The organism is Pantoea sp. Fr+CA_20 (assembly GCF_024520835.1).
Lineage (GTDB): Bacteria > Pseudomonadota > Gammaproteobacteria > Enterobacterales > Enterobacteriaceae > Pantoea > Pantoea allii.
This window is the reverse complement of sequence record NZ_JALNPN010000003.1, coordinates 268497-284069: the sequence shown is the minus strand read 5'-3', so window position 1 is coordinate 284069 and position 15573 is coordinate 268497. Positions and strand designations below refer to the sequence as shown.

Below are 15573 nucleotides of genomic sequence, written 5' to 3'. Positions count from 1 at the left end.
AACCTGACGACAGGCATAAAAAAAGCGGCATCTCTGCCGCTTTTTAAGTATTACGCCTGATGCGGTAGCGCATCGGGGTTGAGAGGGAGTTTTTGATAACTCTCTACCCACTGATGATACTTCTCACCGTTTTCCCACAAGCGAGTATGCACACGAGCCAGCACCACCGGATCGCTGATCAGCTGCAGACGCTGCTCCCGACTCAGTTTTTCCGGTGCATCACTCAATGCCTGATCAACCCGGCGATCGCGCGCATAATCCAGCAACTGACTCTGCTTATGACGTGAGGTGGCCAGTGCCGTCGCCAGAGCGTTAAACGCCGGATGGAACAGCGCATGCATAAAGCCATTTTTCAGCGCACGTTGACGGTTCAGCTCCACATAGCGGTCTGTGTCTAACAGCTCCTTCGGCGGATCGTACTCCTCCGGTATCAGGAACAGCTTCGCGTTCTTACTCTTAATGCCAAGGCCTGAGCGGCTCGACATCACCGATACAAAAGGTGACAGAATAAGCGAGAACACGATAGGTGCCAGCCACCACAGGAAGTTGAGATCCAACCAGCCCATGCCGGCGGCCCAGACGATACCTAACGCCATTTGTGAACCGTGGCGCTTAAAGGCTTCGCTCCATGGCGTTGCATCATCGTCACGCTGTGGCGAGTTCCACACCACTTCCCAGCCCAGGAACGCGCTGACCACAAAAACGGTGTGGAACAGCATACGTACCGGCGCCAGCAGTACCGAGAACAGCATTTCCAGCAGCAGAGACACGAACAGACGCAGTGCACCGCCGTAAGGTTTCGCCCCTTTGCACCAGATCAGCACGACGCTCAGCAGTTTCGGCAGGAACAACAGCACCAGCGTGGTTGAGAACAGGGCTATCGCCAGTTCAGGACGCCACTGCGGCCACACCGGGAACAGCTGTCTTGGCTGCAGGAAGTAGGTCGGCTCCATAAGCGTATGTACCACCTGAAGCGCGGTGGACAGTGCCAGGAACAGAAACCACAACGGTGCTGACAGATAGGACATCACGCCCGTCAGGAAGACGGCACGGTGAACCGGATGCATCCCTTTCACCAGGAACAGGCGGAAGTTCATCAGGTTACCATGACACCAGCGGCGGTCACGTTTAAGCTCGTCCAGCAGGTTTGGCGGAAGCTCCTCATAGGAGCCCGGCAAATCATAGGCGATCCAGACGCCCCAACCGGCACGGCGCATCAAGGCCGCTTCAACGAAGTCATGCGACAGGATGGAGCCGGCAAACGAACCTTCGCCAGGCAACGGTGCCAGCGCGCAGTGCTCGATAAAGGGTTTCACACGGATGATGGCGTTATGGCCCCAGTAGTGCGACTCACCCAACTGCCAGAAGTGCAGACCGGCGGTAAATAACGGCCCATAAACCCGGGTAGCAAACTGCTGGCAACGCGCATACAGCGTGTCCATGCCCGACGCTTTTGGCGATGACTGAATGATACCGGCATTAGGATTCGCATCCATCATGCGCACCAGCCCCGTCAGACATTCCCCGCTCATGACGCTATCGGCATCCAGCACCACCATATAGCTGTAGTTGCTGCCCCAGCGGCGGCAGAAGTCATCAATGTTGCCGCTTTTACGCTTCACACGACGACGACGACGACGGTAGAAAATCTTGCCTGCGCCACCAACATCACGGACCAGTTCCATCCAGGCTTTCTGCTCAGCAATGGCGATGTCGGCATCATAGCTGTCGCTCAGGATGTAAACATCAAAGTGCTCAGCATTACCCGTGCGTACCACGGATTCCCAGGTCGCCCGTAAACCGGCGAAAACGCGTCCCACGTCTTCGTTACAGATCGGCATGATCAGTGCGGTACGGTGCTCAGGATTAAGCGGTTCATCCCCGACGGTAGAGTAAGAAATACTGTATTTATCCCGGCCAATCAGCAGTTGCAGAAAGCCCATCAATGCCGTCCAGAAGCCCGCCGACACCCAACAGAACAGAATCGCAAACAGGAACAAAATCCCGGTCTGCAACACATAAGGCAGGATCTGCATGACAGACTGCTGCCAGTTCTGGTTGATCATGTCCATGGGGTCCAGCAACGTCCAGCCCTGGTAAGGCAAAATGGTTTTCATATACCAGGTGGCGACCACGGTCTGCATGATGGTGAGGATCAACAGGATATAGCGGCGAATGGAGCCAACGTGACGCCACTTTTCTTCGGCGCGCTGCTCTTCGACCGTCGCATAACGGGGCACAGACTTATGGCCACGTAATGAGTCCCAGGCACGTGCCAGCGGGTTCGTTCGCCAGGCTTCGGGGAACATCAATGAACGCTTCACTTTCGGCATCGCCTTAAGCGTGGTGCGATCAAGATAATCCTTGCCCAACTGCTGGCCGTCAGCGAGGGAATCGGACCAGGCCATTTCCACGCGTGACGATACCGATTTTAAGGGTGCATCGTCAGGACGATCGCTGGCAGCCACATCCCGGCCCAGCGATTCGTGTAACTGGTGAAACGTCTGCGCGTTTTGCAGTGACGCAGCCAGACGCATTTTTCCTGCCGCATCCAGCGGCAGGGCTTCTACATAACGTTGAGGTGTAAAAGTCAGATTATTCATTGGCAGGTAACTGATAGCTCCAGGTTTCCGTCAATGTTTTGTCACCGCTCACCAGCGCTGCGCGCATCTCCGTGGCCTGCTTGTTATCTTTAACACGCAGACGCAGTACCAGACGCCAGCCTTTGGTCACCGGATTGTAGCGAACGCTTTGTTCCACCACTTCACCGTTTTTACCTACGCTGACCTGCGGTGCAACCTGGCTGTCGGCAGGCATTTCACTCATGTCTTTCCCAACGAAATCGATGGTGAAGGCCACGGTGCCATCCGGTTGACGGACTAAATTTGACTGCTTCACGTCGCCGGCTGAACGCAGAGTATCTTTCACCCAGGCAACATCGTCAGAATGCAGTTTGTTTTCATTACGGCCAAAGTGCAGACGATAGTTGAAATCCATCGCTTTGCCCGGTTCTGGCAGGTTTTCCGGTGTCCAGAAAGCCACGATGTTATCGTTCGTCTCGTCGGCGGTTGGAATCTCCACCAGCTCAACGCGCCCTTTGCCCCAGTCACCGAGTGGCTCAACCCAGCCGCTCGGGCGCAGGTCGTAACGGTCATCCAGATCCTGATAGTTATTGAAATCACGGCCGCGCTGTAACAGCCCGAAGCCTTTAGGATTTTCAATCGTATAGGTGCTCACGGCCAGATGGCGTGGGTTATTCAGCGGACGCCAGATCCACTCACCGTTGCCGCTGTGAATCGACAGACCGTCTGAATCATGCAGTTCAGGGCGGAAATTAGACACTGGCGATGGCTGGTTGCGGCCAAACAGGAACATACTGGTTAACGGTGCAATGCCCAGTTTACCGACGCTGTCGCGTAAATAGACTTTGGTCTGCACATCCACCGTGGACTCCTGGCCCGGGTGAATCGTAAAGCGGTAAGCACCGGTTGCGCGTGGCGAATCCAGCAGCGCATAGATCACCAGCTGCTTGTCCTGCGGTTTTGGACGCTCAATCCAGAACTCTTTAAAACGCGGGAACTCTTCGCCTGAGGGCAGCGCAGTATCGATTGCCAGACCACGGGCAGACAGACCATAGACCTGGCCTGCACCAATCACGCGGAAATAGCTGGCGCCGAGGAAGCTGGCGATTTCGTCATCTTTCTTGTTCTTACTGTTCAACGGATACAGGACTTTGAAACCGGCAAAGCCAAGGTTTTTAACCGCATCGGCATCGTGTTTCACATTGCCGAAGTTGAAATAATCAGGACTGTATTTGATTTCACGTACCGTATTGGCGGTGATCTCGTTAATTTTCACCGGCAGATCGAAGTACATCCCCTGATGATAGAATTCGAGTTTGAACGGCGTACGCAGTTTGCCCCAATACGCTTTATCGTGGTTGAACTGAATCTGCTGGTAGTCAGCAAATTTCATATCACGAAATTGAGAGGGTAAATTACTTTTTGGCGCTTCGAAGCTTTTTCCAGACAGATCTTTGGCTTGTTTAGCCACATCATCAAAGTTAAACGCCCAACTGTTGTTGGCATACAAAGCCAGCAGGACTGCCGCGCCAATCCAGCGCATTTTCGTCAGCCCAACATTATTTTTTACTTTAGTCAGCACATCCCCCCCTTTCGTGTGCTTAATACAAACCCGCTTATCTTAATGGATAATTCGGCTTTCCGACAGCTTATGCGCAACAATGTTCCCGATAATCCGCTACTCAGGGGGTGATTTTAGGACAATTAAACGTTACGGGCTCAACTGAGATTCAACTGATAGTAAACTCTGTTATCTGCAGCTAGAATTTCCTTCCGACATAATACGGTTTCAGGGCGAAACCGGCTAAAACGTACTAACGAACTGGAACTTTATGAGTACAATAAAAACTGAGCGTGAATATTTTCTCGACTCCATTCGGGCCTGTTTGATGTTATTGGGCGTGCCGTTTCACGTTTCCCTGATCTATTCGTCACAGAAGTGGGCCGTCAACAGCAGCGAAGCCTCGCTCTGGCTCACCACCCTCAATGATTTTATTCATGCGTTCCGCATGCAGGTCTTTTTTGTCATCTCCGGCTACTTTTCTTACATGCTCTATCTGCGCTATCAGCCTCAGCGCTTTCTGAAAGTGCGTTTAGAGCGGGTTGGCATCCCGATGCTGACAGCAGTGCCACTCATCACGCTTCCGCAGTTTTTTATGCTTAAGGCATGGACAACAAAGTACGCGGACTGGGGCACGCTTCCCCTGTACGACAAATTCAACAACCTGATGTGGGAGCTGATCTCGCACCTGTGGTTTTTACTGGTGCTGTTGATTCTTACCACATTGGGGATGATAACCTTCCGCTGGCTGCGCGATCAGAAGCGTAACATTGATTATCAGCATGTGGGCTGGAGTAAGCTGGCGCTCGGCCTGGTGGTCTGGTGTCTTCTCTGGGGCGGCTTTCGTCGTATTGTGTTTTACACTCACCCTGCGCTGTTAAGCGACGCACTGTTTAATTTTGTCGTGATGCAGACCCTGTTTTACCTGCCCTTTTTCATGTTGGGTGCGCTCAGTTGGAAACATCAGGCATTAAAACAGCTGTTTGTGCGAGTGAATCCGGTGCTGTTTATCGGCGCTGTGTTGCTGCTGGTGGCTTATATCGTCAACCAGCGGACGAGCAGCGGTGAGGGCTGGTTGTATGAGCTAGACGCGTTAATCAGCAGCATGATGGGCCTGTGTATGCTGAACGTCTGTTACAGCCTGGGGCATAAACTGCTTAACTCGCATTCTCCACGCATCATGTACCTGGTGAACGCCTCGCTGTTTATTTACCTGGTGCACCATCCCCTGACGCTGTTATACGGGATCTACGTTACGCCAGTGCTGCATAATAATACTCTGGGCTTTCTGCTGGGCCTGGTCATGGTGTTTGGTGTCTCATTTACGTTGTATGAGTTGCACCTGCGTGTTCCTGTACTGCGCTTTCTGTTTTCCGGTAAACCACAGAAGCGATAACAAAATAAGGCGATCGCTGACGATCGCCTTATTTTAGAGCAGCCACTCGATAGGTAAGCGCCACACGAGTCGAACTTGTAAACGCTGCCACCATGAGCAGCCCGGTTCATGCTTGTGAATCACCTGCTGCGCCTCGCCTGGGTACTCCAGCCAGTTCACCCTGCCCCACTTATCCAGTTGTAAGGTCCAGGCGCGATCGCGCATGGAGTCGCTAAACCGCTGGTGCGTGTCGGCGGCCAGCTTTTCACTTTCGATCACCAGCCCCATTTCGGTATTAAGCACTGCGGAGCGCGGATCGAAGTTAAACGACCCGATAAACAGTATCTTTTCATCTACCGAGAACGTCTTTGCATGCAGGCTTGAACCGGAGTTACCGGTTAAGCCGCGATCGTGCGGCGCGTCGTTCAGCCCGACCTGAGGTTTTAACTCGAACAGCGAGATACCGTGCCGCAGCAGCTTTTTCCGCCATTTCGCATAGCCCGCATGCACAATGGATACGTCGTTTGCCGCCAGCGAGTTGGTTAAAATAGCAATCTTCACACCTTTGCGCTTTAAGGCCAGCAACTGGGCAACGCCGGCGCGGGTTGGCACAAAGTAAGCGGAAATAATGTCAAACTGACGCTGGGGCGTGCCGATCACTTCCAGCATACGCTGTGGCAGGAGTGACCTACGGCGGGCTTTCCCTAGCCCTTTGCGTGGATCATCGCTTAACAATCGCGTCTTTGCCCAGACAAAGGGTAAGGTGTCCTGCGTCAGTTGGTTAATCAGCGAAGAGTGATCCAGCCGGTCAAGATAATGCTGTACTGCCTCGCTGTCTCGCCATTCCGGTGGCAGCACCACGTCAGGATGCTCCGTTGCCTGCTGTTCCAGTACCTCGTTTAGCGGCGAAACCGGTTTACTGTTCCAGTACCGTTCAAAGTCGCCTGCCACCTCGTTAACCACTGAACCGATAGCCAGCACGTCGAGATCGGCAAAAAGCGGCTCATTACCTGTACCAAAATATTCGTCGCCAATATTGCGTCCTCCCACAACCGTGGTGACGCCATCCGCCGTGAAGCTTTTGTTATGCATACGCCGGTTAAGGCGAGCAAAGTCAGTGAGATAACCCAGGGCACGTAAGGTACGAAAGGAGAACGGATTGAACAGCCGGACGGTGATATTGGGATGATGATTAAGCTGGGCAAGGGTATCGTCCAGCCCCGGCGTATTGTTATCGTCCAGCAACAACCGTACGGTGACACCGCGATTCGCGGCCTCCAGCATGGCGCTAAACAGCAACCTGCCAGACATATCGTTTTGCCAGATATAGTATTGTATATCCAGCGACTTCGCGGCTTTTTCCATCAGCAGGAAACGGGCGGCAAAAGCATCGAGTCCGTCGCTGAGCGGATGAATACCGCTCAACCCCGGATGCTGCTGACAAAGTGGAACAAGCCGTTGTTCAAGCCAGCTCTGCTGTGATGGGCTCTGGGGCAGTTCAAACGCTTCGGTCATGGATATTCCCTAAATCATCCTGTCATTTATTATTATTCCTCCGCGCGACAGCGTATGCCAGCGTCGGTTGCACATCAGACATGCTGATGGCAGCGTTTTTTAGTCTAGACTTAGTCGAACGATCTGTGACTGAGATTTGTCTGGCAGGAGAGGAATATGAGTAACCCGCCCTTAACTGACGACCGATTACGCCATCATCCCCGCCTGTTCCAGAGTTTTTTTCAGGGCAGCTTCCCCTGTTCCACCGCCTGCCGTACACCGGGCAAACGGCTGGATATGGTGATCAGCAGTGGGCACGATATGCTGCTCAGGAAAGACTATGCCGCGCTGGTCGACCTGCGTGTGTTAACCGCGCGGGACGGCGCACGCTGGCACCTGATTGAAAAAACACCCAACCAGTATGACTGGAGCAGCTTTCTGCCTATGGTCGAAGCGGCGCGGGAGAATCAGTTACAGGTTATCTGGGAACTGGCCCACTTTGGCTATCCCGACCACATTAATATCTGGAAAGCGGGCTTTGTCGACCACTTCGAACGTTATGCCCGGGAAATGGCAAGGGTGATTCTCGATCAGGGCATCCAGCAGCCTTTTTTCACCCCCATTAACCAGATCTCATTCTGGTCATGGGCAGGCGCAGACGTTGCCTGGTTTAATCCGCATGCCAGCCAGCGCGGTAAAGAGCTGAAGCGTCAACTGGTTCGCGCATCCCTGGCCGCCATCCAGGCTATTCGCGAAGTGATCCCTGATGCCCGTTTTGTGCTTACCGATCCACTGGTACAAATTGCCCATCATCCTGACAATCCAGACAGCAAACCCGGGGCTGATGCACAGCACCAGGCGCAGTTTGAAGCCTGGGATATGTTAGCCGGTCGGCTTGATAAGGAACTGGGTGGGCGCGAAGATTGCCTGGATATTCTGGGGCTGAATTACTATCCCGATAACCACTGGTTCTTCCCCGATCAGCCGATGGATAAAGACGATCCCGTCCGCGCCCCGCTTCATCTTCTCCTGGCCCAGTACTGGCAGCGTTACCAACGCCCGATGCTGATAGCCGAAACCGGTGCCGAAGGCGAAGCCCGCGCGAGCTGGTTACAGGAAGTCAGTGAAAACGTTGCCGTCGCGCTGGACCAGGGCATTGCTATGGAAGGGATTTCGCTTTACCCGGTGGTGGAATACCCGTCATGGGCAGATGACAGGCGTTCGCCGGGTTCACTGTTGGGCCTGGCCGATCCCAATGGCAACCGCACCGTGCATGAGAACCTGGCACTGGTGCTGCGGAGCCAGCAGATAAAGTTCAGTAAGCGCGATCAGACCTGACGCGACGGGGGTTTGGGATAGCAGGTCTGCGTGTCAACGCCTTCCAGCGGTGGGGCCTGATGGCTGTCGTTTAGCCACGTCACCACAAACAAGAAAGTGACACCGATCAGGCAAGCCGTCAGCAAGCCAATAATTGCAATCAGTTTATCATCTCTCGATTCCATCCCTCACTCCTTTCAGGTCCGGTTGATAAACACTAGCTCATCCAAAGCGTGACGATCAGAACAAAAATGATCAGCGTTACTGACGTCACCGCAAGCACCACAATCGCAAAGTGAGCATCGGCAAGCGGCTGAACTACGGGTTCATCGTGCTCTTCTGGTGGGCTGGGTAACAACATGCTCTTCCTGGTTAACGCGTGACGCAAGGCTACATTTGCGGGTTACAGTGTAGAGCAATCTTATTCAGTAATCCGTTCTTTTACAAACCTACGCAGAGGAGAAGATACGGCCAAAATACGTTGACCGCTAATCACTGCTTCACCGGCTCGCGCGAAGACGCGTTTTCGGCAGACCAGCCGCCGCCCAATGCGCGATACAGCTCAATTTGCGCCTGCAACAGATTATTTTTGACCGTGACCAGATTCAACTGGGTTGCAAACAGGGTACGTTGTGCATCCAGTTCATCCAGATAAGAGGCATAACCGTTTTGGTAACGGTTGGTCGCAATGCGCAGCGCCTCGGCAACAAACTGTTCCTGCTTCTGCAGCGCCGCCTGCTGAGCTTCCCCCTGACGGATCGCATCCAGTGCATTATTCACCTCGGAAAACGCGTTACGCACCACTTTCTCATAGCTGTACAGGGCCTGATTCCGCGAGGCCATGGAAACATCGACCTGAGCGGTCAAGGCTTCACGATTGAGTAACGGCGCCAGAATACTGCCCCCTTCGCTCCACAGGCGGAAGGGATCGTCCACCAGCTGGTGCAACACGGAACTCTGCAGCGTGCCGGATGCGGTCAGGTTGATCCCCGGCAGCAGCTTCGCTTTGGAAGAAGCCAGCGTGGCATCGGCAGCCAGTAGCTGACGCTGCGCCTGCACAATATCAGGACGGCGATTCAGCAAGGCAGAAGGCAGCACGCCCGGCATGACCTGCGGCATAATGGCAGTGAATTCGCGCTGGCGAGCGATTTCTCGTGGGTTCATGCCCACCAGGATGCTGAGCGCATTTTCCTGTTGCGCAATTTGGTGCTGGAGCTGCGGCACCTGGGCTTTGGCAGATTCATATTCTGATGACGCCTGCATCCACTCGAGCCGTGACGTGTAGCCCGTTTCGAACTGGCGTTGCGCCAGCCTGAGCGAGTGACTCCGCGTTGCCAGTGTGTCCTCGGTAACGCGCAGCTGCTCATCAAGCGCGCACAGCGTCATATAACCCGATGCAACGGAACTGGCGATGGTCAGTTCGGCTGCCGAGGCGGCGGCCTGTTGTGCTTCCAGCGTCGCCTGTGCCGCATCGATCGAACGGCTGCGTGCGCCCCACAAATCCACATTGTAGCTGGCCTGCAGCTGTCCCTGAAAAACGGAGGTGTCATTAGGCTGACCGGTTGCCGCGGACAGCGCACGCTGACGCGTTGCAGCCACGCCCCCGCTCAGCGTCGGGAAGTCGTCCCCCTGGGCTGCACGCAACTGGGCCCGGTATTGATCAACCCGCGAGCGGGCAATCAATATATCTGGATTATTGCGTAATGCCTGGCTCACTAACCGATTGAGGTCCGGATCGCCAAACGCCTGCCACCATGCCGCTTCCGGCGGCGCAGAAGGCCCAACCTGCTCACGCCATTGTGGCGGAATCGGCAAAGATGCCGGGGCTTTGTCGACCTGGGTACTGCATCCCGCAAGGACGATCGCCAGCAGGCCTGCGGCTACGCGATAGCCCATCATGGCGTTTTTTCTCCGTCTGCGCTTGCAGCCGTATCAATACTGACTTCAACCGACATGCCGGGACGAAGCTGCTGCTGAACCTCCGGCGCGACATCAATACGTACCGGAATACGCTGCGCAATTTTGACGAAGTTGCCGGTCGCGTTGTCCGGCGAGATGGCGCTAAATTCTGATCCCGCTGCGGGTGAGAGATATTCGACGTGACCGTGGAATGTCTTACCGTCCAGCGCATCAACACGAATCGTCACCGGCAATCCGGCACGAATATGGGCCAGTTGGGTTTCTTTGTAATTGGCGATAATCCATTTATGGTTCGGCACCACCGACGTCAGGCGCGTCCCGGCCGTCACATAGGCACCTTTACGCACCGATAACTGCCCCAGCTGTCCTTCATCAGGTGACGTAATGCGCGTGTTAGCCAGATCGATCTCTGCCAGTTCCAGCGCCGCGTTTGCACTGGCCACATCCGCCTCCAGCGAGGCGCGGTTAACAATGACCGTTTGTAAGTTCTGCTGGGCGACGGCAACCTGTGCTTCGGCCTGATGCAACTGCGCCAGGCCCTGTGCATTTGCCGCCCGCGCCGCATCGCGCTCGCGAACCGAGAGCGAACCGTCAGCAGCCAGATTTTCGACACGTTTAAGGTCCAGGCCGCTTTTCACCGCCTGTGCTTTGGCGTTTTCCAGCGCCGCTTTATTACTTTGAATGGTTGCCTGCGCGCTGAGACGCTGCTGCTGATTATTACTCAGCGCCGCCTGCTTCATTGCCAGTTGGGCCTGGGCCTGGTGCAGGCGCTGACGATAAATACGGTCGTCAATCGTCATCAGTAACTGGCCTTTTTTTACCGGCTGCAGGTCAACCACATTCACGGCCGTCAGATAACCGCTGACCTGCGGGCTGATAAACGTGACCTGCCCTCGGACATAGGCGTTTTCCGTGCTCTGCACGGAACTGGTGAAGGGCCAGAGCTGCCAGGCATACAGAATCACCAGCACGCCAATCACCACAATACCGCTGCCTAAGGCAATGGAGAGAATACGACGGCGATTTGCCCGGTCGCGCTCTGCTGCCTGAAGTTCATCCTGCTGACTCATTATTGCTCCGTTCGTTCTTGTGCGGCGGCAAGCTGACGCTGCTCTGCCAGATTGAATGTGGCCTGTCGCCAGTCGAGATAGCGCCGGCGGGTTAAGCGCCACAGCACCCACATCAGGGTGATCAGCGCCAGCGCGGCCGTCAGCAGATAGGTGTCGTTATAGGCCAGCACGTTGGCCTGTAAGGTTGCGACTGACTGAAGCTGGCTGATGCTTTGCGCACTCAGCAGCGCACTGTCGCTGATTTGACTGTTAAACAAAGCACCATATTGATTAAGCCGTTCGCTGACATTGGGGTCCAGTAACGATAATTGATCGCCGAGCAGGCTGGAGTGATATTTTTCACGCCACGTCTGAAAGGTCCCCAGAATAGCCGAGCCGATTAAGCCGCCCAGGTTTTGGCTCATGCCGAACAGCACCACAAAACTGACCAGGTTTTTAGGCTGGGTCACTACGCTGCCGATCCCCATCAACATCGCCGGGGCCATAAAAAAGGCGCTACCAAATCCCAGTAAAAACTGACTCAAGTACATGTTATTGGCACGAGTGACCGGACTGGACTGCGCATCCATCAGAGAGGCGATGATCATCACGATGAGCGACACCACAATCGGCCAGTTAAGATGGGTAGGTTTAATGGTCAGCGCACTGGCTGCAATCCCGGCAATGACACCGGCGATGATGGCAAAGGCCAGGCCGTGCATTTGATCATTCTGTAGACCCATCTGCTGTAGAAAACCTATCGCACCGGTATTCTGCTCCGCCAGCACGATACGAATCATGATCATCACAATGCCTAAACGCACGATCGACCCGTTGCTGAGCCAGCGCGTGTTGATCAGGGGATTGCGGCGGTTATGCTCAATCACAAATGCGGAGACGATCAGCACTAATGCCAGCGCAGCGCACATCCCCAGCCACGGTGTGCTAAACCACCATTCAATGCGGCCAAGCGACAACACGCCGCACAACAGCGCCATGCCCGGAGCCAGCAGCATAAAGGTGACGAAATCCATCTTTTCGAACGCCTTGATGCGATCGCCCGGCGGCAACTTAACCACCAGCACCGCGCCCAGGGCAATCAGGGCTAAGCCCAGCTCAAACAGGTAAAGCCCGCGCCACTCTTCAAGCTGGAGCAATTCGCTGGAAAAGAGCCGGGCCAGCGGAATCGCTAACTGAGAAACGGTCAGGCCGATGACCAGCGCTTTCAGGCGATGTTTCGCCGGCCACGCCTGGACCTGATAATAGATGCCCAGCGAACTCAAAGCGGCCCCCACCATGCCATGTGCCGTGCGCACAATAATCGCCGAGCTGAGATCGTTGGCAAAAAGATGGAAAAAGGCGACGAGCACATAAAGCACCAGAAAAGCTTCGGTAAACACCCGCAGTCCGAACTGCTGGCGAAATTTCACCAGCAGCAGGTTGATGGAGATATTCCCCATCACATACACCGCCGGTAGCCAGGCGATTTCATTCGAATAAGCCGCAAAGGTGCCCTGCAGATTCGTCAGATTGGCGCTGACCAGCGCATTGCTTAAGGCACCTGTCAGGGAGATCAACAGGCCGATTAAGCCAAATGCCAGGCGTTTAGGCGTTGAATGCAGCGGGGTGGAAGGTGACCCCGGCAGCATGGGTTTTTCATGTGGCAACCATTCACGCGCAGCGTAGGGATTGCGCCGGGCCATAATTACATCGTTCCCATTCGGGTCAGAAGCGTCTCTAACACGCGCTCAACAATCACCAGCTCCTGAGGATCGATATCAGCCAGCAATTCAGTACGCAATGCATCGGCGTGCGTTTTGACATTCATAAAGGCTTCGTTGCCCTTTTCAGTCAGAACCAGATGGCGTTTGCGACGATCTTCAACGGGCTGCACGCGCATCAGCAGATCCTGTTTCACCAGGCGGTCTATTAGCGGCACCATGCTGGCATCCTCCAGCCCCATCCGCTGCGCCAGCTCAGTTTGCGTAAGCCGCTGAGGCTCGCTGGCGATCAATCCTATCGCCATCCAGCTGCTGGTGCTTAATCCGCTGTCTTTTAAGTGACGATCAACGGCCAGGCGCCAGGCATGGGCGGTAAGATGCAGTAAATGCGTAAAGGTACGGTTAGATGACATTTAAGTAGCAACCTAATGATTAGAGATCTAATTAGTTGAATAAGTTATTATACGCAAAGCAAATTGCGAATGAAAAGTGCCTAATCTGTTAAATAATGGATAATCGCGGCAGAATGTACAGGTTGATACTCTCGTAAAAGCCCTCTGGAGTAAAATGCGTGTGAAAGATTCATCAGACAGCTGGGTTGATTTACGTCGCGACCCGAACAGCGGCATTGAATCCATACGGGCGCATTTTACCGGCCATGCCTACGATCCTCACTGGCATGACAGCTATTTAATTGGCGTGACGGAACAAGGCGTGCAGCAGTTCCATTCACGACGTCAACGTCACCAAAGTCGCCCCGGCACTGTCTTTATGTTGGAACCTGAAGAGCTTCACGATGGCGATGCGATTGATGCGCAGGGCTTTACCTACCGTATGCTGTATCTGTCACCTCATCATCTGCATCAGCATCTTGCGCCCGCCAGTCTTGATGGCCCGCCTTGCGGAGAACTGCGTTTTGCCACCACGCTGCAGGATGATGGTCAACTTTCCTGGGCAGTCTGGCATGCGTTTGAAGCGCTGTGGCACGATCATCCCCAACTCATTAAAGATGCGGCGCTGGACCGTTTATTCCGGCAACTTCGTCACTATCCTGTCTGGCATGGTGCGAAAACGGATGCGGCTCTGTCGCTGGCGCATCAGGCTCGCGACTGGCTGATCGCTTATCATGCGGACAATCCCGGGATTGCACAGCTGGCACAGGCCCTCAACGTTGATCGCTTTCGTCTTTCCCGGCTGTTTCAGCAGCAATGGGGCTTACCGCCGCACGCCTGGTTAGTACAGTGGCGGCTCAGCCAGGCACGACGTCGGCTGGCTATCGGTGAATCGCCTGCACAGGTTGCAGCCGAACTGGGTTTTGCCGACCAAAGTCATCTGGGCCGCTGGTTTAAGCGTGCCTGCCAACTGACTCCCGCCCGTTACCAGCAGCTGTGCACAAATCTTCCAGACGCCTGAAAAGAGCCTTGCCATAATGGCTTTTTGTCTCAGGAGAAGAACATGACAGAATCACGATGTGTAATGATATTGAACAGCGCGCTACCCACAGGCAAAGCGGCAAATGCCGCAGCCGTCATCGCTCTGACGGTGGGCCAGCGTCATCCCTCTCTGACAGGTGAAGCCCTTGAGGATGCCGCCACGCGGCGCTTTCCCGGTCTGATTCCCGTAGGTATTCCCGTGCTGGCTGCAGATGTACACCAGCTCAGTGCCTTATGGCATCAGGCTGAAGTGGCGGAATGCGACATTGTGGTATTTCCGGAAGAAGGCCAGTCGACCACGGATTACGGCGCGTTCACGGCCGCAATGAAGACACTGCCGGCGGCAGAATGGCGTTTACTGGGTATCGCGGTAGTCGGTGACAAGAAAAAGGTGCGTAAGCTGACGGCAAAACTCAATCTGTTTGGTTAACGCTGTCGGGGAATGCTGTTTTCGTGAAGAAATTGTTATTTTGTACACATTTTGTTGTACACATTGCCTGCAAAAAAATTATCTAACCTATTAATTAATAGGCGTTAGCATTTTTTGTCTAATAATTTACTTGTACAATTAAAGTTTCATTGTATAACTTTACAGCCAACGAGTTGTGATCACGACTCTGTAACGAATGATGCATCTGCGTCGCCTCTGAAGGTGTAATGGATTTCCACCCTCAGAGGTTTCTTTTTTGACCATCTGGACCTGTTTACGGCGTTGGGTTCCATTGTATTTTATGCGATGGCTTTTAGGTCTGTTTGTCCTGCTGTCCGCCCGGGTAGCTGGCTATTTGAAAGGCTAACACATGCAAAACACACTGCCCCAAACTGATAAAGAGATTGCTGAATATTTTACCGTTGCGGCACATAAGCCTGACAGTGATATGGAAATTCTTGGAATGGTGGTCGCAGAAATTCTTCAGTCAGGGATGGCCGTTAATAACAAAGCGATTATTTCTAAACTGATTCATCGTCTTGAACTGGAACGTGACGAAGTTTCACTCGATGTTTATCGTCACCTGCTGGAGCTGGTGGTCTACAAAACACCTGACGACTTAACGGTATAATCCCTGCTCCATGGATGGAGTCATTTCTCTTTCTCTGGCTTCTTCGTTTATCGATCGGTA

14 protein-coding genes are annotated in these 15573 nt (G+C 54.0%); 5 read left to right on the top strand and 9 right to left on the bottom strand.

What is annotated here, in order from left to right; all coding sequences use genetic code 11:
* Positions 1–50 precede the first annotated feature (50 nt).
* Together mdoH and NR177_RS06170 are read right to left on the bottom strand one after the other, a co-directional pair.
* Positions 51–2603 (bottom strand): glucans biosynthesis glucosyltransferase MdoH, encoded by a 2553-nt coding sequence (gene mdoH / locus NR177_RS06175; RefSeq protein WP_063879030.1) that lies wholly within the window; start codon positions 2601–2603, stop codon positions 51–53.
* Positions 2596–4134, bottom strand: coding sequence for a glucan biosynthesis protein G (locus tag NR177_RS06170; RefSeq protein WP_172823920.1), 1539 nt, complete (start codon positions 4132–4134; stop codon positions 2596–2598). Before NR177_RS06170 ends, mdoH begins: the two co-directional genes overlap by 8 nt.
* 280 nt (positions 4135–4414) lie before the next feature.
* On the opposite strand from NR177_RS06170, the gene mdoC reads away from it, so the two are divergent.
* On the top strand, positions 4415–5539 hold the full coding sequence (gene mdoC, locus NR177_RS06165; RefSeq protein WP_063879028.1) for a glucans biosynthesis protein MdoC: 1125 nt from the start codon (positions 4415–4417) through the stop codon (positions 5537–5539).
* Positions 5540–5572: 33 nt separating this feature from the next.
* Here the strand turns inward: mdoC and NR177_RS06160 are convergent, their stop codons facing one another.
* Positions 5573–7033, bottom strand: a complete 1461-nt coding sequence (locus NR177_RS06160) for a phospholipase D family protein (protein WP_256852476.1) — start codon at positions 7031–7033, stop codon at positions 5573–5575.
* A 156-nt stretch (positions 7034–7189) separates the two neighbouring features.
* On the opposite strand from NR177_RS06160, the gene NR177_RS06155 reads away from it, so the two are divergent.
* Positions 7190–8350, top strand: coding sequence for a beta-glucosidase (locus NR177_RS06155; RefSeq protein ID WP_256852475.1), 1161 nt, complete (start codon positions 7190–7192; stop codon positions 8348–8350).
* On the opposite strand, the gene NR177_RS06150 is transcribed toward NR177_RS06155, so the two are convergent.
* The 6 genes from NR177_RS06150 to NR177_RS06125 all read right to left on the bottom strand — a co-directional run bounded on the left by NR177_RS06150 (position 8341) and on the right by NR177_RS06125 (position 13432).
* Positions 8341–8514, bottom strand: a complete 174-nt coding sequence (locus NR177_RS06150; protein ID WP_164484302.1) for a hypothetical protein — start codon at positions 8512–8514, stop codon at positions 8341–8343. The genes NR177_RS06155 and NR177_RS06150 overlap by 10 nt on opposite strands.
* Positions 8515–8546: 32 nt before the next feature.
* Positions 8547–8690 (bottom strand): hypothetical protein, encoded by a 144-nt coding sequence (locus NR177_RS06145; RefSeq protein ID WP_014606152.1) that lies wholly within the window; start codon positions 8688–8690, stop codon positions 8547–8549.
* Positions 8691–8821: 131 nt separating this feature from the next.
* Positions 8822–10228 carry an efflux transporter outer membrane subunit gene (locus NR177_RS06140; protein WP_256852474.1) on the bottom strand — a complete coding sequence of 469 codons (1407 nt, stop codon included), beginning with the start codon at positions 10226–10228 and terminating at the stop codon, positions 8822–8824.
* Positions 10225–11319: an HlyD family secretion protein gene (locus NR177_RS06135; RefSeq protein WP_218995293.1), complete on the bottom strand. Its 1095-nt coding sequence runs from the start codon at positions 11317–11319 to the stop codon at positions 10225–10227. Before NR177_RS06135 ends, NR177_RS06140 begins: the two co-directional genes overlap by 4 nt.
* The gene (locus NR177_RS06130; protein WP_218995291.1) at positions 11319–13001 is read right to left on the bottom strand and encodes an MFS transporter; all 1683 of its coding nucleotides are present in this window, start codon (positions 12999–13001) and stop codon (positions 11319–11321) included. The genes NR177_RS06135 and NR177_RS06130 overlap by 1 nt, the downstream gene beginning before the upstream one ends.
* 2 nt (positions 13002–13003) lie before the next feature.
* Complete coding sequence (locus NR177_RS06125) at positions 13004–13432, bottom strand: MarR family winged helix-turn-helix transcriptional regulator (RefSeq protein WP_063879023.1); 429 nt, start codon at positions 13430–13432, stop codon at positions 13004–13006.
* Positions 13433–13586: 154 nt separating this feature from the next.
* On the opposite strand from NR177_RS06125, the gene NR177_RS06120 reads away from it, so the two are divergent.
* From NR177_RS06120 to NR177_RS06110, 3 genes are all read left to right on the top strand, one after another.
* On the top strand, positions 13587–14432 hold the full coding sequence (locus NR177_RS06120) for an AraC family transcriptional regulator (protein ID WP_218995290.1): 846 nt from the start codon (positions 13587–13589) through the stop codon (positions 14430–14432).
* 42 nt (positions 14433–14474) lie between these two features.
* On the top strand, positions 14475–14882 hold the full coding sequence (locus NR177_RS06115; protein ID WP_256852473.1) for a DUF2000 domain-containing protein: 408 nt from the start codon (positions 14475–14477) through the stop codon (positions 14880–14882).
* A gap of 370 nt (positions 14883–15252) precedes the next feature.
* Entirely contained in the window at positions 15253–15513 is a 261-nt protein-coding gene (locus tag NR177_RS06110) for a biofilm/acid-resistance regulator YmgB/AriR (protein WP_063879020.1), read from the top strand.
* Positions 15514–15573 lie beyond the last annotated feature (60 nt).

What these genes read in the sequence shown, in the direction of transcription:
- mdoH (WP_063879030.1), bottom strand. Translation starts at nt 2,603, where the DNA reads ATGAATAATCTGACTTTTACACCTCAACGTTATGTAGAAGCCCTGCCG.
- mdoC (WP_063879028.1), top strand. Translation starts at nt 4,415, where the DNA reads ATGAGTACAATAAAAACTGAGCGTGAATATTTTCTCGACTCCATTCGG.
- NR177_RS06160 (WP_256852476.1), bottom strand. Translation starts at nt 7,033, where the DNA reads ATGACCGAAGCGTTTGAACTGCCCCAGAGCCCATCACAGCAGAGCTGG.
- NR177_RS06155 (WP_256852475.1), top strand. Translation starts at nt 7,190, where the DNA reads ATGAGTAACCCGCCCTTAACTGACGACCGATTACGCCATCATCCCCGC.
- NR177_RS06150 (WP_164484302.1), bottom strand. Translation starts at nt 8,514, where the DNA reads ATGGAATCGAGAGATGATAAACTGATTGCAATTATTGGCTTGCTGACG.
- NR177_RS06145 (WP_014606152.1), bottom strand. Translation starts at nt 8,690, where the DNA reads ATGTTGTTACCCAGCCCACCAGAAGAGCACGATGAACCCGTAGTTCAG.
- NR177_RS06140 (WP_256852474.1), bottom strand. Translation starts at nt 10,228, where the DNA reads ATGATGGGCTATCGCGTAGCCGCAGGCCTGCTGGCGATCGTCCTTGCG.
- NR177_RS06135 (WP_218995293.1), bottom strand. Translation starts at nt 11,319, where the DNA reads ATGAGTCAGCAGGATGAACTTCAGGCAGCAGAGCGCGACCGGGCAAAT.
- NR177_RS06130 (WP_218995291.1), bottom strand. Translation starts at nt 13,001, where the DNA reads ATGGCCCGGCGCAATCCCTACGCTGCGCGTGAATGGTTGCCACATGAA.
- NR177_RS06125 (WP_063879023.1), bottom strand. Translation starts at nt 13,432, where the DNA reads ATGTCATCTAACCGTACCTTTACGCATTTACTGCATCTTACCGCCCAT.
- NR177_RS06120 (WP_218995290.1), top strand. Translation starts at nt 13,587, where the DNA reads ATGCGTGTGAAAGATTCATCAGACAGCTGGGTTGATTTACGTCGCGAC.
- NR177_RS06115 (WP_256852473.1), top strand. Translation starts at nt 14,475, where the DNA reads ATGACAGAATCACGATGTGTAATGATATTGAACAGCGCGCTACCCACA.
- NR177_RS06110 (WP_063879020.1), top strand. Translation starts at nt 15,253, where the DNA reads ATGCAAAACACACTGCCCCAAACTGATAAAGAGATTGCTGAATATTTT.